This window comes from Caulobacter vibrioides (genome assembly GCF_002858865.1).
Taxonomy (GTDB): Bacteria; Pseudomonadota; Alphaproteobacteria; order Caulobacterales; family Caulobacteraceae; genus Caulobacter; species Caulobacter vibrioides.
This window is the reverse complement of the sequence record NZ_PJRR01000025.1, coordinates 79,812-98,195: the sequence shown is the minus strand read 5'-3', so window position 1 is coordinate 98,195 and position 18,384 is coordinate 79,812. Positions and strand designations below refer to the sequence as shown.

Genomic DNA, 18,384 nt, shown 5'->3' with positions numbered 1-18,384 from the left:
GTCAAGCGTTGTCACAAACGCCCAAGTCGTTTAGCCATAAGGAATGGGAACGTTACCATTTGGGGTAGTGGCCGCCGCCCGCACACGGGCTCGCGCGCCAAAGCCTCAAATCCTGGTCACCTCCCCATTCGTGGTCAGGCCACGCAATGTCCGGATTCTGAACGTCCGGTAACAATAACGATGACAACGCCAGACAGCGTTGTCAATTTCTGGATTGAAAGACGGCCGTCGTTTTGAGGGGGCCGGGCATCGGGGGGAAGGCAGGATGGGGACCCAAGCGGTCAAGCCGTGGGCGGCGTGCGCGCCGGTTGGGGGCATGCCCTTTTCTATCCCCAGCGCCCGCCTCTAAGGTCGCGTCATGGACCCTATCCGCAAGATCGTCATCGTCGGCGGCGGCACGGCCGGCTGGATCAGCGCCTCGGGCCTGGCCGCCGTTCTCAAAGGTCTGCCGATCACCATCGAGCTGATCGAGTCCGCCGAGATCGGCACGGTCGGCGTCGGCGAGGCCACCGTCCCGCATATCCGCTATTTCAACGCCCGGCTCGGCCTCGACGAGGCCGACTTCATGCGCAAGACCCAGGCGACCATCAAGCTGGGCATCCAGTTCTGCGACTGGGGGCGCAAGGGTGAGGCCTATATCCACCCCTTCGGCGCCTATGGCCACGCGATCGACGGCCTGCCGTTCCACCAGCACTGGCTGGCGGCCCGGGCGCGGGGCGAGGCCGGGCCCATCGAGACCTACAGCCTGCCGATCATGGCCGGCCTGGCGGGCAAGTTCGCCCCGCCCTCTTCTGATCCGCGCTCGCTGGGCTCGACCTTCAACTACGCCTACCAGTTCGACGCCAGCCTCTACGCCCAGTACCTGCGGGCCTATTCCGAGGCGCGGGGCGTCGTCCGCACCGAGGGCAAGATCACCAGCGTTCAGCAGCGGCCTGACGACGGCTTCGTCACCAGCGTCACCCTGGAGGACGGCCGGGTGGTCGAGGGCGACCTCTTCATCGACTGCTCGGGCTTCCGGGGCCTGTTGATCGAAGGCGCGCTGCAGGCGGGCTATGAGGACTGGACCCCGTGGCTGCCGTGCGACCGGGCCGTGGCCGCGCCCTGCGCGTCGGTCGAGGCGCCCACGCCCTACACCCGCGCCACCGCCGACAGATTCGGCTGGCGCTGGCGCATCCCGCTGCAGCACCGCGTGGGCAACGGTCATGTCTATTGCTCCAGCTATGTCAGCGACGACGAGGTCGCCCGCGCTCTGGTCGAAAACCTGGACGGCGAGCTGCAGCAGGACCCGCGCTTCCTGCGGTTCGTCACCGGCCGCCGCAAGAAACAATGGTTCAAGAACGTCGTCGCCGTCGGCCTCTCGTCAGGCTTCCTGGAGCCGCTGGAAAGCACCTCGATCCACCTGATCCAGGTGGCGGTCACCACCCTCTTGGAACTGTTCCCGCATCGCGGCTTCGACCCGGCTGATGAGGACGAGTACAACCGGGTGATGGACCTGGAGTTCGAGCGGATCCGCGACTTTCTGGTGCTGCACTATCACGCCAACCAGCGCGACGACTCCCCGTTCTGGATCGAGCGCCGCGAGGGGCCGATCCCCGACAGTCTGGCCTACAAGATGGCCCTGTTCCGCGAGCGCGGCGCGGTCGTCGGCTACAAGGACGGCTTCTTCCTCGAGCCCTCGTGGCTGGCGGTCTATTTCGGCCAGAACATCCTGCCGCACGGCCATGATCCGCTGGTCGCGGCCAGCGATCCGGCCCGCACGACGAAGATCATGGCCGACCTCGCCGCCGCCGTGACGCGCACCGTCGACGCCATGCCGACCCATGAGGCTTTCCTGCGCGCCATGGCCGAGATGAGGACGCCGGCATGAGGCGGGTTCTGATCGTCGGCGCCGGGATCGACGCCTGGATGACCGCCGCCGCCCTGGCCACGGCGACCAGGGGCCTGGCCGAGGTGGTCGTGGCCGAGACCGGCCCGCCGCCGGTCGGCCGCATCGCCGCCCTGCCCTCGCTGCAGGGCCTGCACGCGCGGCTCGGGATCAGCGAGCCGACCCTGGCCCAGGCGACGGAGGCCCGGCCGCGCCTGGCCGCCCGCTATGGCGACGCCATCGAGCCCTTCGGCGAAACCGGCGTCGGCATCGACGGCGTGGCCTTCCACCACTACTGGCTGGCCGCCGGACGTGCGGGACCGCTGACCGACTGGAGCCTGGCCGCCCTGGCCGCCGCCCGCGGCCGCTTCGCCCCGCCCAGCCCCGACCCGCGCTCGCCGCTGTCGACCCTGAGCTACGGCCTGAGCCTGGACGCGGCGGGCTATGCCGCGCTCCTCAAGCGCGTCGCCCTGGCCGCTGGGGCCAAGGTCGTCGAGGGCCGTCCCGACGCTGACCTCAAGGTCGACGCCTCGGGCGGTGAAAGGCTGCTGGTCGCGCACGAGCCCTGGACCGACTGGAGCGCCTGGCTGCCCACCGGCGTCGCGCTCGCCGAGGATGGTCTGATCTCAACGTTCGCGCCCGCGCCGGCCCGGACAGGGCGCATCATCGCGGCCATGACCGGCGACACCATCGCGGTCGGAACTGCCTATGGCGCGATCGGCGCGGGCGACGGCGGCGACCTGCATCTGCTGCAAGGCGACGTCTCGCGCCTGATCGCCCTCTTCCCCACCGGCCCGGCCGCCGTGGCCGAGTACAACCGCCTGGCGCAGTCGGCCCTGGAGCGGGCCCGCGACATGGCCATCCTGCGCTGGGGCGACCTGTCGAACCCGCCAGAGCCCCTGGCCCGCAAGATCGAGCAGTTCCAGAGCCGGGGCCGCGTGGTCACCTATGACGACGAAGCCTGGCCCGAGAGCGCCTGGATCCACGCGATGCTGGCGCGGGGGATCATCCCCCAGCGCTGGGACCCGCTGGCCGATCGTGTGAGCGCCGAGCGCACGCGCGAGATGCTGAGCCGGATGAAGGCCATGCTGGGCCAGACGGCGGAGGCCATGCCGCGTGCTTGAGCGCCCCCTCCGTCTCGCCGCTTCGCGCCGATCCACCTCCCCCGTTGCACGGGGGAGGACGCCCATCCTCCTCACCCGCAACGCGGGGGAGGTGGCGGGGCGCGGATACGCGTCACGACGGAGGGGGCGCTGCGCGGCCACACATGACATGAGCCCCGCCCCATGACCCCCGCTCCCATCCGCAGCGTCCTGATCGTCGGCGGCGGCACGGCCGGCTGGATGACGGCGGCCGCCCTGGCCAAAGCCCTGCCCAAGACCATCACCGTCACCCTGGTGGAGTCCGAGCAGATCGGCACGGTCGGCGTCGGCGAGGCGACGATCCCGCCGATCAACACCTTCAACCAGGTCCTGGGCCTGGACGAGGCCGCGTTCATGCGGGCCACCAAGGGCAGCTTCAAGCTGGCCATCGAGTTCGTCGACTGGATGGGCCCCGGCCACCGCTACCTGCACCCGTTCGGCGGCTTTGGCCTGGATATCGAGGCGCTGAAGTTCCACCAGGTGTGGCTGCGCGCCCATCACGAGGGCTGGGCTCCGCCGATCGACGCCTTCAACCTGTCGGCCCAGGCCGCGCATCTGAACCGCTTCGCCCCGCCGTCGAAGGATCCGGGCCAGGTGCTGTCGAGCCTGAAATACGCCTTCCACTTCGACGCCGGCCTCTATGCGAAGTTCCTGCGCGACTATGCCGAGCCGCGCGGCGTCACCCGCGTCGAGGGCAAGGTCGCCGGCGTCCAGCAGCACGGCGAAACGGGCTTCATCACCGGCGTCACCCTGGACGATGGCCGGGTGCTGGAGGCCGACCTCTTCGTCGACTGCTCGGGCTTTAGGGGCCTCTTGATCGAGCAGACCCTGCAGGCCGGCTATGATGACTGGAGCCACTGGCTGCCCAATGACCGGGCCGTGGCCATGCCGTGCGTCACCGGCGGTGATGGCCTGACCCCCTACACCCGCGCCACGGCCGATACGGCCGGCTGGCGCTGGCGCATCCCGCTGCAGCACCGCACGGGCAACGGCTATGTCTATTCCAGCCGCGACATCAGCGACGAGGACGCGGTGGCCCGCCTGCGCGCCACCCTGGACGGCGAGCCGCTGGCCGAGCCCAATTTCCTGCGCTTCCAGGCCGGTCGCCGCAAGGCCGCCTGGGTCAAGAACGTGGTCGCCATCGGCCTGTCGTCAGGCTTCCTGGAGCCGCTGGAAAGCACCTCGATCCACCTGATCCAGGCCGGGATCACCAAGCTTCTGGCCCTGTTCCCCGACCGGGGCTTCGACCCCGTGGAGATCGCCGAGTACAACCGCCTGACCGCCCTGCAGGTCGAGCTGATCCGCGACTTCATCATCCTGCACTTCAAGGCCAACGCCCGCAGCGAGCCCTATTGGGTGCGCGCCCGCCAGATGGAGATTCCCGAGAGCCTGCAGCGCAAGATCGACCTCTTCGCCGCCTCGGGCCGCCTGTTCCCCTCGGACCTGGATCTCTTCGCCGAGGCCAGCTGGATCGCAGTGCTGCTGGGCCAGGGGATCACGCCGCGCCGCCACGATCCGCTGGTCGACGCCTTCGACGAGGCCTTCCTGAAGAGCCAGCTGTCGCGACTGGCCGGGCTGATCCGCCAGACGGCGCAGGCCCTGCCGACCCACGAGCAGTTCATCGCCCGCTACTGCGCCGCCCCCCACGCGTCTCGTCCCGAGTTCAAGCCATGACCCAAGACCACCGCCTGCGCCGCGTCGTCATCGTCGGCGGCGGCACCGCCGGCTGGATGACCGCCGCCGCCTTGGGGCGCTTCCTCAAGGACGGCTACACCCAGGTGACCCTGGTCGAGTCCGAGGCCATCGGCACGGTCGGGGTCGGCGAGTCGACCATCCCCCAGATCAACATCTTCAACCGTATGCTGGGTCTGGACGAGAACGACTTCGTCCGAAAGACCAAGGCGACCTTTAAGCTGGGCATCGACTTCGTCGACTGGCAAAGGATCGGCCACACCTACCACCACCCGTTCGGCCCCTACGGCGTCGACATGGAGGGGGTGTCGTTCCACGCCTATTGGCTGAAGGCCCGGGCCATGGGCCTGGACGATGATCTGGGCGCCTACAGCCTGCAGACGGTGGGGTCGCGCCAGAGCAAATTCATGCGCCCCAACGGCCAGGCCAACTCGCCGCTGGGCCAGATCGCCTACGCCTTCCAGTTCGACGCCGGGCTCTATGCCAGGTTCCTGCGCGAGTATTCCGAGGCGCGGGGCGTCACCCGCCAGGAGGGCAAGATCGCCTCGGTCCAGCAGGACGGCCAGAGCGGTCACGTCACCTCGGTCACGCTGGAGAGCGGTCAGGTCATCGAGGGCGACCTCTTCATCGACTGCTCGGGCTTTAGGGGCCTGCTGATCGAGCAAACCCTGAAGACCGGCTATGAGGACTGGTCGCAGTGGCTGCTGAACGACCGGGCCGTGGCCATGCCCTGCACGCTGGGCGGCTCGATGGCGCCCGTCACCCGCGCCACCGCCCGGCCGCACGGCTGGCAGTGGCGCATCCCGCTGCAGCATCGCCTGGGCAACGGCTACGCCTATTCCAGCCGGCATGTCAGCGACGACGAGGCCCTGGCCGACCTCTTGAGCCAGCTCGACGGCGAGCCCCTGGCCGACCCGAACCTGATCCGCTTCACCCCCGGCCGCCGCAAGAAGAGCTGGAACCGCAATGTGGTGGCCATCGGCCTGTCGGCAGGGTTCATGGAGCCGCTGGAAAGCCAGTCGATCTATCTGATCCAGGTGGGGATCTCGCGCCTTCTGGCCCACTTCCCCGACCGCCATTTCCGGCAGGCCGACATCGACCGCTACAACCGGACCATGACGTTCGAGTACGAGAAGATCCGCGACTTCATCATCCTGCACTTCAAGGCTACGGCCCGGAACGACACCCCCTATTGGGACTATCTGCGCGAGATGCCGATCCCGGACTATCTGGCCGACAAGATCGACCTCTTCAAAGGCTCAGGCCGGGTGTTCCGCGAGAACGACGAGCTGTTCAACGACACCTCATGGTTTGCGGTGTTCATCGGCCAGGGGATCTATCCGGAGAGCTACGACCCGATGGTCGACTGCATGGACGAGAGCCTGTTCAAGGCCCGCATGGCCGAGATCAAGGCCGTGATCGCCAAGTCCGCCGAGGTGATGCCGGGGCATATGGACTTTATCCGCGACAACTGTGCGGCGGAGGGGTGAGGCCCTCTCCCCTTGCGGGAGAGGGTGGCCCGCGTAGCGGGTCGGGTGAGGGGTCGCGCGGCGAGGCCGAGAAACCCCTCATCCGTCGCCTCCGGCGACACCTTCTCCCGCAAGGGGCGAAGGGTCACTTCAACACATTCAGCACCGCCAGGGTCATGGCCTCCACCCCCGTGCGGATCGTCGGCTCGGCCACGGGGGCGAAGTACGGCGAGTGGTTGACCGGCAGCTCACGGCCCTCGGCCTTGGCCTTGGCGACCTCGGCGGGGTCGGAGCCGCCGATGGCGAAATAGACCGACGGCACGCCGGCCAGCACGAATTCCGAATAGTCCTCGGACGCCGAGCCCGGCTTGTCCTGCGCCACGGCGCGGGCCCCGAAGGCGGCCTTGAACACCACCGCCGTGCGATCGGTCAGGGCCGCATCATTGACCACCATCTTGCCGCCTGCGGTCAGTTTCAGGTCGGCGGGCGGGGCGCCGGCCATGTCGGTCACAGCCTTCACCGTGCGGCGCACCCCCTCGAGGATCTTCTCGCGCACGGCGTTGTCCTGGGTGCGGATCGTGCCGCGCACCCGGGCCTTGTCGGGGATGATGTTGCCGGCGCTGCCCGCCTGGATCGAGCCGACCGTCACCACGCCGAACGCCGAAGGGTCCTTCTCGCGGCTGATCACGCTCTGGACGTCGACGGTGAAGCGGGCGGCCATCAGCACCGGGTCGATGGTGGCCGAGGGCATCGAGCCGTGCCCGCCCCTGCCGTTGAAGGTGATGTCCAGGCCATCCGAGGTCGAGGTCAGGACGCCGGCCTTGTAATAGACCTCACCGGCCGGGCCCGAGCCGACGTGCAGCGCAAAGCCGTAGTCGGGCTTGCCGCCGATCTTGTCCCACAGACCGTCGTCCAGCATGGCGCGGGCCCCGCGAACCGTCTCCTCCGAGGGCTGGGCCACGAAAACGAGCGTGCCCTTCCATTTGGCCTTCATCGCCACCAGCTGGCGGGCCGCACCCACCCAGGCGGCCATGTGGATGTCGTGGCCGCAGGCATGGGCGACGAAGACCTTCTCGCCGTTCCAGGTGGCGGTCGCCTGACTGGCCCAGGCCAGGCCCGACTTTTCCTGCATCGGCAGGCCGTCCAGCTCGGTGCGGATCAGCACCTTGGGGCCCTCGCCGTTCTTGAGCACCGCCACCACGCCGGTCTTGCCGACGCCCTCGGTGACGGTGAAGCCCAGGGCCCGCATCTGCGCGGCCAGCTTCTTGGCGGTCTCGACCTCCTGGAAGCCGAGCTCGGGATGGGCGTGGATGTCCTTGTACAGCGCCTCCAGCGCCGGATAGTCGCGGTCGAGCTGGGCGCTGATCACCTTCTGCGTGGCGGGCACGTTCAACGGCCCGGCCTGGGCGGCGGTGGCGATCAGCAGGGCGAGAGCCGAGGCGGCGAACAGGGACTTCATGGAGGGTCTCGGGTTTCGTGAGTCGCAGGATCGACGCACATGCTCGCCACCTCCGCCACCCCTGACAGAAATATCCTGTGTCATCCCGGCCGAACCCCGGCGAAAGCCGGGGGTAGAGCCGGGACCCAGGGGCGGCCCGCACGGCGTTTCGTCACCCCCTAGGTCCCGGCTCTTCGCGCTTCGCGCTGCGGCCGGGATGACACGGGAGGATTGCGAGAAATACAATCTCAGATTACATTTTCGCGATGCGCTCTTACTTCGTCTACATCCTCGCGAGCGGACGGAACGGCACGCTCTACATTGGCGTCACGGGCGATCTCGCGCGGCGTGTCTGGCAGCACCGCGAGGGCGCGCCGAAGGGGTTCACCGCCAAGTACGGGGTCACCAAGCTCGTCTGGTACCAAGAGTTCGCGGAGATCAGCGACGCCATTCTCTACGAGAAGCGCATCAAGCGCTGGCGGCGCGCCTGGAAGCTGGAGTTGATCGAGGCGGAAAATCCGCAATGGCTCGATCTGTACGAAACGCTGAACAACTGGCCCATCGTGTCATCCCGGCCGAAGCGAAGCGGAGCGCCGCGACCCAGGGGCTGCGGGAGCGCCGCGCTTGCCGCCCCTGGGTCCCGGACAAGCGCTACACGCTTTCCGGGATGACACAGCATCCCCTAGCGGGGTCGCGCATAGGCGGCGATGCGGGCGTGGGCGCGGGCCACGGCGTTGCCGGCGGGCGCGTGATGGCCGGCGCGGGCTGGTTCGGGCCGCGACGCCGGGCGCGAAACCACATGGGCGCGGAAAGGACTGGCGGCCTGGATCAGGCTCTCGGCCTCCTCGATCAAGCGGCCGGTGACCGCCGCGGCCTCGTCGACCTGGTCGGCATGGGTCTGGGCGATATCGTCGGCCCGGTCCACCGCCTCGTCGACGGCGCGCAGGCCATGGGCCTGCTCCTGGGCGGACTTGGCCAGGCCCGACACCAGACCGTCGATCTGGGTGATCCTGGACGCCATGCCGCCGAACGAGGCCGAGGCGGCGTCCATCAGCCGCGCGCACCGCGAGACCTGCGCCGAATTGGCGGCCGTCACGCCCTTGATCTCTCGCGCCGCGCCCGAGGCCCGCTCGGCCAGGACGCGCATCTTGTCAGCGACGACGGCCTGGAAGGGCCCCGCGCCCTCCCCGCCCCGCGCGCCCTCGACGTCGGCGATCAAGGACAGGACATTGGCCTGCTGAGCCACCTCGTCGAACAGGGCGGCGGCCTGGCTGATGCGCAAGGCGCTCTGCTCGACCTCCGCGATCGACCCCACCGCCTCACGCACCGAACGGCGGGCGCTGGCGGCGTCGATGCGCAGGCCGGCGGCGGCTTCGGTGACGCGGCGCAGCCCGTCCACGCCCCGCCCGGCGGCCGCGCCCACCTTCTGCAGCGCCGCCCGCGCACCGTGCAGATCCAAGGCCTGACGCCCCGCGCCGCGCGACAGATGCTGCGAGACGCGCGCCACCTCGTCCGAAGACTCGCCCAGCCCGCCAGCCGCCATGGAGATCTCGTCCATGACCTGGCCCAGCTTGGTCATCGCCGCGTTGAACTCGTCGCGGACGTGGCCATAGCGCTCGCTGAACACCACATCGACGCGGGCGGTAAGGTCGCCGGCCGCCAGGGCCTTGAACTGCTCGGACAGCACGGTGATCACCTGATCCTGATCGTCGGTGCGGCCCGGCGCGATCACGGGGCGAACCACCTCGATCTTCAGCTCGCTGACATCGGTGGCGAACAGGATGACGCGCTTGAGCTTGCCGGCCGTGTCGAGAACCGGGCTATAGGCGGCCCTGACGCGAACGATCGAGCCCTCCTTGCCGAACAGCTGGGTGGTCTTGGTGATCGGCTCGCCGCGATGCAGCGCGCGCCAGAATTCGCGGTACTCATCGCTGTCGGTCTCGCCCTCGGCCAGGAACAGGCTGTGGGGGCACCCGACAATCTCCGGAGACGCGTAGCCGGTCAGGCGCTGGAACGCGCCGTTGGCGCGGACGACCGTCGCATTGGGCCGCAGTTCCAGCACGGCCTGCGACCGCTCCATGGCCTTGGCCAGGCTCTCCAGTTCCTTCAGGCGGCGCGTCTCGGCGCGACGCCGTCGGGCGATCTCTTTGAACCACATATCCCCGAGCCCCCCGCTCGCACGCCGCGCCCGCAACGTATTAGGTTAATGAGGTCGAGCAAAACGGCTAACATAGCATTAACGTCAACAATAACGCACCTGCACTCAAGTACGACCATGCCGCGAAACGATGAATTTCGATGCATACAATACCGCCTAAAGCAATAACAGAGCGGCGAATCGCGTTAAAATCTCCGCTATCTATTAAAGAAGCACGCCGCAGTAACAAAGTTATCCGAAATATATCCTTGGATTTATCAATTCTATTTGGAAAGATTCACGACCATTTCAACTCTGTGATATTTGTCACAAAGCCGAAGCAACGGACAATTTGTCGCACAGAGACCTCCGGACGCTGAGCAACGCTTTCCCAAACCCGAAACCGGTACGGCCGAGCGATCGATTTGTGCCCGAATTATAATGGTTCGCGGAACAAAAAATGCCGCTCAGATCCCCGGGGCGAACGGAAAACCCAAAGCTTTATAGTACTCTAGCGTGTGATTGGGCGCAGGCTCGCCGGCGGGCAGCGGGCGTTGCGAGAAGCTCCCGAACCAGGCGATCGAGGCGTCGCGCCACCACTGGGCCTCAAAGCGCTGGATCTTCAGGTAGTCCGACACCTCGCGGTGGCGCCGGGCGTCGACATAAGGCGCCAGGCCCGCCCAGGTCTTTTCCATGCCGTCCACATAGGCCACGCCGCGCCCGTAATGCTTCACCAGGCCGTCCCACAGGATGTCGCCGGACTTGAGGCGATAGTCCCAGGGCAGGTGGTGGAACCACAGCAGGTCCTTCTCGTCGACGCACTTGAGATCGGCGTAGCAGGCGCCGACGGCCGGCGCGTACTGGGCCGTGGCGTTGCTGCCGGTGGGGGTGCGGTCAAAACCGATCCCGGTCTCGCTGGCCTTGGCGTAGTAGACGCTGGTCCAGTCGGCGCGCGGACCGCCGCTGACCCAGGGACCGGGGCCATAGTGGTGCCCCTCGCCCATCTGGTGGTGCAAGCCCAGCGGCGTCATGTAGTCCACCGCCGCCTCGCGCGAGCCCATCATCATCGACACGACCGGCGTCACCAGGCGCGGGTCAGCGCCGAAGGTCATCCTGGTCCAGTCCTGCGCGATCGCCTGCGTGCCCGCCTCCGGGTCCCAGGCCAGGCGCCCGAAGACGTACCAGTTGGCCTGGTCGAACTGCGAGCCGCTCCAGTTGCGGTCGCTGCCGATATTGGCCACGCCCGCCATGGCGGTCAGCTTGCGGCCGTCCAGCGACCCGTCGATCACCTTGGCGACCGTCGAGCCCTTGCCCTTGGCCATAGTGTCCGAGGCCAGGGTCTCCTCGAACATCGGGCCGAGGTAGACGAGGTGGGTCGAGAAGCCGAGATATTCCTTGGTGATCTGGAACTCCATGCCGAGGTTGGTCTTGGGCATGGCCCCGAACAGCGGGTGGAACGGCTCGCGCGGCTGGAAGTCGATCGCGCCGTTCTTGACCTGAATGATCACGTTGTCGCGGAACTGGCCGTCGAACGGCTTGAACTCGTTATAGCCCTGCTTGGCGCGGTCCTCGGGCTGCTCGTGCGAATAGACGAAGGCGCGCCAGAAAACGACGCCGCCATGAGGTCCCACAGCGTCGGCCAGCATGTTGGCGCCGTCGACATGGGTGCGGCCATAGTCCTGCGGACCGGGCTGGCCTTCGGAATTGGCCTTCACCAGGAAGCCGCCGAAGTCGGGGATGGTCTTGTAGATCTCGTCGGCCTTGGCCTTCCAGAACGCCCGCACCGCCGGGTCCAGCGGGTCGGCGGTCTTGAGGCCGCCGATCTCCATCGGCGAAGAAAAGCGCGCGGTCAGATAGACCTTGATCCCATAGGGCCGGAACGTGTCGGCGAGCGCCGCGGCCTTGGCGATAAAGGGCGCGGTCAGGCTGTCGGCCTTGGCGTTGACGTTGTTCAGCACCGTGCCGTTGATGCCGAGCGAGGCGTTGGCGCGGGCGTAGTCGACCATGCGCGGATCCACATGGCCGGGCAGCCGCCACCAGTCGAAGATCGACTGGCCCGAATAGCCACGCTCGACATGGCGATCGAGGTTATCCCAGTGGTTGAGCATCCGAAGCTTCACCTTGGGGACGGACGTGATGTCGAGCTTGTCGACCGACTGGCCGGTCTGGATCAGCGACAGATAGCGGAACACGCCGTAGAGCACGCCGATGTCGCGGTTGGCGGCGATGACGGTGGTGGCCTTGCCGCCGACCGTCACGGTGCGGATCAGATAGCCCTCCTCGCCCAGCGTCTTCAGGGGCAGGCCCAGGCCGGTGATGGCGGGCGTCGCGCCCGACGCGAGCAGGATTACGCCGTCGCGCGACCCGGCGGGCGCCGAGGCGGGCTGGCCCACCAGGCCCGTCAGGCCGCGCTCCAGTTCGGCGCGGGCCACGGTCAGGGTCGGGGTTTCGGCGACCGGCGCGATCGCGGCGGCGCGGGCGGCGTAGGCGACGCGCGCGCTCTCGGCGACCGGCTTGTAGCGGAGCCACAGGTCGTAACCGTCCTCGGCCCGCGCGGCGGGGGCCAGCAGCAGCAGCCCCAGGACCAGCGCTAGAAAACGCATCGTTCACTCCCTTGCGATGTTCACGTGAACATTCTTGTGTGGCCCCGAAGAAGGTCGGGACACCGAGTCATAGTGGTCAGACCACCCGGTTGACAAGCCTAATGGTACCGGTACATCGATAACCGGGAGGCGGTTGGAGCGCTGCGCGACAAGGCGCGGGCTTTGGCTTTTGACCTCCGGCTCAGTCCAGCCTCTGCACAAGGTCGAAGCATCCTCCATGCCCAAGATCATCGCCGCCAAGACCATCGTCACCTGCCCGGGGCGTAACTTCGTCACCCTGAAGATCATGACCGACGAGGGCGTCTACGGCCTGGGCGACGCCACGCTGAACGGTCGCGAGCTGGCGGTCGAGGCCTATCTGACCCAGCACGTCATCCCCTGCCTGATCGGCCGTGACGCCCACCAGATCGAGGACATCTGGCAGTACCTGTATCGCGGCTGCTACTGGCGTCGGGGCCCGGTGACCATGGCCGCCATCGCCGCCGTCGACACCGCCCTGTGGGACATCAAGGGCAAGATCGCCGGCCTGCCGGTCTATCAGCTCCTGGGCGGCGCCTGCCGGGCCGGCGTCATGGTCTATGGCCACGCCAATGGCGAGACGATCGACGAGACCCTCGACAACGCCGCCGTCTACGCCCAGCAGGGCTACAAGGCCATCCGCCTGCAGACCGGCGTACCCGGCATGAGCGGGACCTATGGCGTCTCCAAGGACAAGTTCTTCTATGAGCCGGCCGACAGCGACCTGCCCAAGGAGACGATCTGGTCGACCGAGCGCTATCTGCGCAGCACCCCCGCCCTGTTCGAGGCCGCGCGCGAACGCCTCGGCGATGACCTGCACCTGCTGCACGACGTCCACCACCGCCTGACCCCGATCGAGGCCGCGCGCCTGGGCAAGGACCTGGAGCCCTACCGCCTGTTCTGGATGGAGGACGCCACCCCGGCCGAGAACCAGGCCAGTTTCCGCCTGATCCGCCAGCACACCACGACCCCGCTGGCCGTCGGCGAGATCTTCAACTCGATCTGGGACTGCAAACAGCTGATCGAGGAGCAACTGATCGACTACATCCGCGCCACGGTCGTGCATGCCGGCGGGATCACCCACCTGAAGAAGCTGGCCAGCTTCGCCGACCTGCACCATGTGCGCACTGGCTGCCACGGCGCCACGGATCTTTCGCCGGTCTGCATGGGCGCGGCCCTGCACTTTGACCTGTCGATCCCCAACTTCGGCGTCCAGGAATACATGCGCCACACGCCCGAGACCGACGCGGTGTTCCCCCACGCCTACACCTTCAAGGACGGCATGCTGCACCCCGGCGACGCCCCGGGCCTGGGCGTCGACATCGACGAGGACCTGGCGGCGAAGTACCCCTATCAGCGCGCCTATCTGCCGATCGCCCGCCGCCTCGACGGGTCGATGCACGACTGGTGAGCGTGGTCTGACCTCCGCGACAATGCGCGCGAAAAATGAGGCTCATCGGCGCGGTAGGCCGTGATAGAGATTGGCGCTTTCCCCCGCCCTGGGGCGTGTTTCTGCGCCTGCTCAAGCCCGATCGCCATGTCTGACAACGTCAAGCTCTACCGTAAGATCGCCGACTCCGTGGCCGACGACATCGAGGCCGGGCGCTACAGGCTGGGCGACCGCCTGCCGACTGAACGGGAGCTGGCCGAGCAGTTCGGCGTGTCGCGCCCCACCCTGCGCGAGGCGATGATCGCGCTGGAGATGCTGGGCATGATCGAGGCCCGCCACGGCCTGGGCATCTATGTCACGGCGACCGCGCGCCCCCTCGCGCCGTCGCCGGAGATCGACTTCGAGATCGGCGCCTTCGAGCTGATCGAGGCCCGTCGCCTGTTCGAGGGCGAGGCCGCCGCCCTGGCCGCCACCTCGATCACCGACGACCAGATCACGGCGCTGGAAGGCCTGCTGACCCGCATGCACGAGGAAGAGGAAATCCGGGGCGAGGACGCCGACCGCGAGTTCCACCTGACCATCGCCCGGGCCACCGGCAATGGCGCGATCATCGCCACGATCGAGACCCTGTGGGACTGGCGCAACCGCTCGCCGCTGGCCCGCAACATCCTGGCCCGCGCCCGCGGCATGGGCCTGGAACCCCGCATCGCCGAGCACCGCCGCGTCGTCGACGCCCTCAAGGCCCGCGACCCCGCCGCCGCCCGCCAGGCCATGCGCGACCACCTGGAACGCGTCATCGACCACCTGCTGCACGCCACCGAGACCGAAGCGGTCCAACGCGCCCAGGAAGAAACCAACGCCCGCCGCAGCGCCCTGGCGAAGCGGGTGGCGATTTAGGGCAATCGCGCCCCCTCCGTCACGCCGCCTATCGGCGCCGCGCCACCTCCCCCGCAAGCGGGGCAGGAGGGGTGGAGCGGCTTCCTCCTCACCCGTGAAACGGGGGAGGTGGCGCGCGGCGAAAGCCGCGTGACGGAGGGGGCGTCTCATGCCACCACTCCGCCATGCCGAAGCTCCCCCCTCTCCAGCCTGATTCCGACCAGATGCTGCACCTGGACGCCCTGCGCATCGTCGGGGCGGTGATGATCGTGGTGTTCCACTTCAACAGGTTCATCAACCTGGACGGCCAATGGCAGTGGGCGGACGATACGATCAAGACGTTCAGCCTGATCGTCGACCTGTTCTTCTTCATCTCCGGCTATGTGATGGCCGCGATCTATACCGGGCGGCTGACCAGCTTTGCGGCCTATCGCGACTTCATCCAGAAGCGCGTGGCCAGGCTCGGGCCGCTGCACTGGGCCACCATGCTGGTGTTCATCGCCGTGGCCGCGGCCGGCGCGGCCGGCTGGGTGCAGGACCGCGATCCGCGCCGCTATGACGTGGCCTGCATCGTGCCCAACATCGTCTTCGTCCACGCCTGGGGCGTCTGCCAGTCCCAGACCTGGAACTTCGCCAGCTGGGCGATCAGCGCCGAGATGGGGATGTACCTGGCCCTGCCGCTGATCTTCCTGCTGACCGCGCGCGGGCCGTGGATCACGCTGGGCGTGGCCCTGGCCTCGGTCGCCATCATGCTGCAGACGCCGCACGGCGACCGGCCCTTCCACCAATGGACCTGGGACTATGGCGTGCTGCGCGCCGTGCCCGGCTTCCTGATCGGCATGGCCGCCTTCCAGCTGCGCGACCGGCTGGCCAAGATCCCGCGCCCCAACCTTCTGATGTGGCTGCTGCTGGGCGGCTATCTGATCATGTCGTGGGCCGGGGTCGAACGGACGATCCTGCTGTTCGTCGTCTACGCCGTGGGCCTCTTGGGCGTGGCCGCCGACGCCAAGGGCGCGCACGGCGGGGTCAGCCGGCGCCTGGCGCCGTGGGCGCAGCTGTCGTTCAGCCTCTACCTCCTGCACCCCATCGCCCTGAAGATGGGGCTGGCCTGGGTGGGCCTTGGGATGTGGAACCTGAACGGCGACCTGATGCGCCTGTGGGTGCTGTTCTGGGTCGTGGCCCTGTTCCCGATCGCCTATCTGTCGCTGGTGTTCTTCGAACGCCCGGCGCGGGACTGGCTGGCGAAGGTTGGGAAGAAGGCGGCTTGAGCGCCCCCTCCGGCCCTCCGGGCCACCTCCCCCGCTTCGCGAGGGAGGAAGAAGCCGCCTCCTCCTGCCCCGCTTGCGGGGGAGGTGGCGCGCGGCGTAGCCGCGTGACGGAGGGGGCGCTTTAGCGCGCCATCCCATCCACCCACGCCGGCAGCTCGCTGATGCTGCCCAGCTCGACATAGCGCGGATGGCCCAAGGGTGCGTCGGCGGCCTCGTGGGACCAGACCAGCGGATACGGGATCAAGGCGCCCCAGCAGCCCGCGTCCAGCGCCGGCAGGACGTCTGACCGCATCGAGTTGCCGGCCATCACCGCCTGCTCCGCGCCCGTGCCGTAGCGGTCAAAGACCCGGCGATAGGTGTCAGCGTCCTTTTCGGACACGATCTCGACGGCGACGAAATAGTCGCCCAGGCCCGACGAGGCCAGCTTCTGCTCCTGGTGCAGGAGGTCACCCTTGGTGATCAGGATCAGGCGATAGCGGTCCGACAGCGCCGAGAGCGCGTTCTCGACGCCCGGCAGCGGCTCGATCGGCTCGGTCAGCATCTCGCGGCCCACGGCCAGGATCTCGCGGATCACGCGGGTGTCGACCTGGCCGTCGGTGACCTCCAGCGCCGTCTCGATCATCGACAGGGTGAAGCCCTTGGCCCCGTAGCCATAGACCCGCAGGTTGCGCTTCTCGACGGCCGTCAATTGGGCCTCGATCTTCTCGGGGTCGCCGTGCTCGGACAACAGCTCCAGGAAGCGGGCGTGGGACAGGCGGAACAGGCTCTCGCAGTGCCACAGGGTGTCGTCGGCGTCGACGCCGACGGTCGTGATCGTGCTCATGGCGACAGGCATAGCAGGCGCTCAGGGGACGGTCCTCGGGGAATTTGCGCCTTGGCGGTTGTGGTCTCTCGCCGGGAGCGCCAAAGACTGGAGAGGGAGCAAACAACCGCGCGCCATGACCGATCTCGTCACCAACCAGGCCTGGACGCTCATCGACAACGGGCGAGCCGCCGACGCCCTGCGCCTGACCACGGGCCCCGTCGCCCTGCCCCAGGCCTCGGCCGGCCTGTTGATGGCCCATGCTGCGGCGTTGAAGGCGCTAGGCCGGACCGAGGAGGCCCTGGCGTTCAACCGCCGCGCCGTGGCCCGCGCCCCCGGCGACCGCTTTTCCTGGTACAATCTGGCCGCCACCCTAGGAGACCTCGCCCTGGACGACGAGGCCGAGGGCGCGGCGCGCAAGACCATCGCCCTTGGCCTGGATGTTCCCGAGGTGCGGCTGGTTCTGGGCAAGGCGCTGCAGGGCCTGCACCGCTATGACGAGGCCGAGGCGACGTTCGTCCGCGCCCTGGCGGCGCGGCCGAGCGATGCGACCGTCCACCTGAATCTGGCCCAGCTGCGCTGGATGCGATCGGGCCGCAGCGACGAGGCGCTGGCGCCGCTGGATGCGGCCATCGCCCGCCATCCGGCCGACGTCACCCTGCGCACGATCCGCAGCAATGTCCTGACCTTCGCCGGCGACCATGCCGGGGCCGACGCCACGCTGGAGGACGCGCTGACCCGCGCGCCGGGCGATCTGGCGGTGCGCATCGCCGCAGCCCGCGCGGCCGGCGCTGTGGGCGACCGCGCCCGGATGCTGGCCCATGCCCGCGAGGCCGTCCGCCTGGCGCCAGGGGCGCTAGAGAGCCAGACCGTCTTGTGCGAGGCCCTGCTCGCCGCGGGCCAGGCCGACGCCGCCGCGCAGGTGGCCGAGACCCTGGTCGCGGCCGCGCCCGACGACCAGTACGCGCTGGTGCTGCGCAACACCGCCTGGCGGATCACCGGCGATGCCCACGGCGATCTTTTCAGAGACTACGCCGCCCTGGTGCGCACCGATCAGCTTGAGACGCCCGAGGGCTGGGACAGCCTGGACGCCTTCCTCGACGCCCTGCGCGACCGGATGCTGGAACTGCACGACCTGAAGACCCACCCGCTGAATCAGTCGCTGCGGGGCGGCAGTCAGGTTCCGTCGCTGGACCGCTCGCGCGATCCGCTGGTGCAGGCCTTCTTCGCCTGCGCCCGCAAGGCGGTGGCGCGCTATGTCGAGGCGATGGGCGCGGGCGAGGATCCGATCCGTAGACGGCGCGCGTCGGACTTCGCCTTTGCGGGCGGCTGGTCGGTGCGGCTGCGGTCCGAGGGCTTCCACGCCGACCACGTGCATCCGCGCGGCTGGATCTCGTCGGCCTTCTATCTGGACCTGCCCGGCCGGTTCGACGATGCGACCACGCGCGCCGGCTGGCTGCGCTTTGGCCGCCCCGGATGCCTGACGGAGCCCGCCCTCGAGGCCGAGCACTTCATCAAGCCCGAGCGCGGAACCCTGGCCCTGTTCCCCTCGTGCCTGTGGCACGGCACCCAGCCGTTCACTGACGCCGACCACCGCCTGACGATCGCCTTCGACGTCGTTCCGCGCTGAGGCGCCCCAAACCACCCAAAAGAAAACCCGCCTCAATCGCTTGAGGCGGGCCTTC

At 68.3% G+C, this 18,384-nt stretch carries 13 protein-coding genes and 1 pseudogene; 9 read left to right on the top strand and 5 right to left on the bottom strand.

Annotated features, from left to right (window positions below; all coding sequences use genetic code 11):
- Positions 1 to 358 precede the first annotated feature (358 nt).
- The 4 genes from CVUC_RS19055 to CVUC_RS19040 all read left to right on the top strand — a co-directional run bounded on the left by CVUC_RS19055 (position 359) and on the right by CVUC_RS19040 (position 6,188).
- Positions 359 to 1,867, top strand: a complete 1,509-nt coding sequence (locus tag CVUC_RS19055) for a tryptophan halogenase family protein (RefSeq protein WP_096034005.1) — start codon at positions 359 to 361, stop codon at positions 1,865 to 1,867.
- Positions 1,864 to 2,988: a tryptophan halogenase family protein gene (locus CVUC_RS19050; protein ID WP_096034006.1), complete on the top strand. Its 1,125-nt coding sequence runs from the start codon at positions 1,864 to 1,866 to the stop codon at positions 2,986 to 2,988. Before CVUC_RS19055 ends, CVUC_RS19050 begins: the two co-directional genes overlap by 4 nt.
- A gap of 162 nt (positions 2,989 to 3,150) precedes the next feature.
- Positions 3,151 to 4,680 (top strand): tryptophan halogenase family protein, encoded by a 1,530-nt coding sequence (locus tag CVUC_RS19045; protein ID WP_096034007.1) that lies wholly within the window; start codon positions 3,151 to 3,153, stop codon positions 4,678 to 4,680.
- Positions 4,677 to 6,188, top strand: coding sequence for a tryptophan halogenase family protein (locus tag CVUC_RS19040; protein WP_096034008.1), 1,512 nt, complete (start codon positions 4,677 to 4,679; stop codon positions 6,186 to 6,188). Before CVUC_RS19045 ends, CVUC_RS19040 begins: the two co-directional genes overlap by 4 nt.
- 124 nt (positions 6,189 to 6,312) lie before the next feature.
- On the opposite strand, the gene CVUC_RS19035 is transcribed toward CVUC_RS19040, so the two are convergent.
- Positions 6,313 to 7,626, bottom strand: coding sequence for an amidohydrolase (locus CVUC_RS19035; protein WP_164468189.1), 1,314 nt, complete (start codon positions 7,624 to 7,626; stop codon positions 6,313 to 6,315).
- Positions 7,627 to 7,871: 245 nt separating this feature from the next.
- Here CVUC_RS19035 and CVUC_RS19030 point away from each other — a divergent pair, with 245 nt between their 5' ends.
- Positions 7,872 to 8,276, top strand: coding sequence for a GIY-YIG nuclease family protein (locus CVUC_RS19030; RefSeq protein WP_096034009.1), 405 nt, complete (start codon positions 7,872 to 7,874; stop codon positions 8,274 to 8,276).
- An 11-nt stretch (positions 8,277 to 8,287) separates the two neighbouring features.
- Here the strand turns inward: CVUC_RS19030 and CVUC_RS19025 are convergent, their stop codons facing one another.
- Together CVUC_RS19025 and CVUC_RS19020 are read right to left on the bottom strand one after the other, a co-directional pair.
- Positions 8,288 to 9,799: a methyl-accepting chemotaxis protein gene (locus CVUC_RS19025; protein ID WP_096034010.1), complete on the bottom strand. Its 1,512-nt coding sequence runs from the start codon at positions 9,797 to 9,799 to the stop codon at positions 8,288 to 8,290.
- A 410-nt stretch (positions 9,800 to 10,209) separates the two neighbouring features.
- Positions 10,210 to 12,345, bottom strand: coding sequence for an alpha-glucuronidase family glycosyl hydrolase (locus CVUC_RS19020; protein WP_096034011.1), 2,136 nt, complete (start codon positions 12,343 to 12,345; stop codon positions 10,210 to 10,212).
- Between the two features lie 217 nt (positions 12,346 to 12,562).
- Here CVUC_RS19020 and manD point away from each other — a divergent pair, with 217 nt between their 5' ends.
- Positions 12,563 to 13,774 carry a D-mannonate dehydratase ManD gene (gene manD, locus CVUC_RS19015; protein WP_096034012.1) on the top strand — a complete coding sequence of 404 codons (1,212 nt, stop codon included), beginning with the start codon at positions 12,563 to 12,565 and terminating at the stop codon, positions 13,772 to 13,774.
- Positions 13,775 to 13,900: 126 nt separating this feature from the next.
- Positions 13,901 to 14,650 carry a FadR/GntR family transcriptional regulator gene (locus tag CVUC_RS19010; protein WP_096034013.1) on the top strand — a complete coding sequence of 250 codons (750 nt, stop codon included), beginning with the start codon at positions 13,901 to 13,903 and terminating at the stop codon, positions 14,648 to 14,650.
- 28 nt (positions 14,651 to 14,678) lie between these two features.
- On the opposite strand, the pseudogene CVUC_RS20905 reads toward CVUC_RS19010, so the two are convergent.
- Positions 14,679 to 14,800 (bottom strand): annotated as a pseudogene (locus CVUC_RS20905) (hypothetical protein).
- Between the two features lie 14 nt (positions 14,801 to 14,814).
- On the opposite strand from CVUC_RS20905, the gene CVUC_RS19000 reads away from it, so the two are divergent.
- Positions 14,815 to 15,897: an acyltransferase family protein gene (locus CVUC_RS19000; protein ID WP_096034014.1), complete on the top strand. Its 1,083-nt coding sequence runs from the start codon at positions 14,815 to 14,817 to the stop codon at positions 15,895 to 15,897.
- A gap of 121 nt (positions 15,898 to 16,018) precedes the next feature.
- Here the strand turns inward: CVUC_RS19000 and CVUC_RS18995 are convergent, their stop codons facing one another.
- The gene (locus tag CVUC_RS18995) at positions 16,019 to 16,720 is read right to left on the bottom strand and encodes an HAD family hydrolase (protein ID WP_164512742.1); all 702 of its coding nucleotides are present in this window, start codon (positions 16,718 to 16,720) and stop codon (positions 16,019 to 16,021) included.
- Between the two features lie 115 nt (positions 16,721 to 16,835).
- Between CVUC_RS18995 and CVUC_RS18990 the strand changes: the two genes are divergently transcribed.
- Positions 16,836 to 18,329 (top strand): putative 2OG-Fe(II) oxygenase, encoded by a 1,494-nt coding sequence (locus CVUC_RS18990; RefSeq protein WP_096034016.1) that lies wholly within the window; start codon positions 16,836 to 16,838, stop codon positions 18,327 to 18,329.
- Positions 18,330 to 18,384 lie beyond the last annotated feature (55 nt).

Coding starts and splice junctions, on each gene's coding strand:
- CVUC_RS19020 (WP_096034011.1), bottom strand. CDS start 12,345: ATGCGTTTTCTAGCGCTGGTCCTGGGGCTGCTGCTGCTGGCCCCCGCC.
- manD (WP_096034012.1), top strand. CDS start 12,563: ATGCCCAAGATCATCGCCGCCAAGACCATCGTCACCTGCCCGGGGCGT.
- CVUC_RS19045 (WP_096034007.1), top strand. CDS start 3,151: ATGACCCCCGCTCCCATCCGCAGCGTCCTGATCGTCGGCGGCGGCACG.
- CVUC_RS18995 (WP_164512742.1), bottom strand. CDS start 16,720: ATGAGCACGATCACGACCGTCGGCGTCGACGCCGACGACACCCTGTGG.
- CVUC_RS19035 (WP_164468189.1), bottom strand. CDS start 7,626: ATGAAGTCCCTGTTCGCCGCCTCGGCTCTCGCCCTGCTGATCGCCACC.
- CVUC_RS19055 (WP_096034005.1), top strand. CDS start 359: ATGGACCCTATCCGCAAGATCGTCATCGTCGGCGGCGGCACGGCCGGC.
- CVUC_RS19010 (WP_096034013.1), top strand. CDS start 13,901: ATGTCTGACAACGTCAAGCTCTACCGTAAGATCGCCGACTCCGTGGCC.
- CVUC_RS19040 (WP_096034008.1), top strand. CDS start 4,677: ATGACCCAAGACCACCGCCTGCGCCGCGTCGTCATCGTCGGCGGCGGC.
- CVUC_RS19050 (WP_096034006.1), top strand. CDS start 1,864: ATGAGGCGGGTTCTGATCGTCGGCGCCGGGATCGACGCCTGGATGACC.
- CVUC_RS19000 (WP_096034014.1), top strand. CDS start 14,815: ATGCCGAAGCTCCCCCCTCTCCAGCCTGATTCCGACCAGATGCTGCAC.
- CVUC_RS18990 (WP_096034016.1), top strand. CDS start 16,836: ATGACCGATCTCGTCACCAACCAGGCCTGGACGCTCATCGACAACGGG.
- CVUC_RS19030 (WP_096034009.1), top strand. CDS start 7,872: ATGCGCTCTTACTTCGTCTACATCCTCGCGAGCGGACGGAACGGCACG.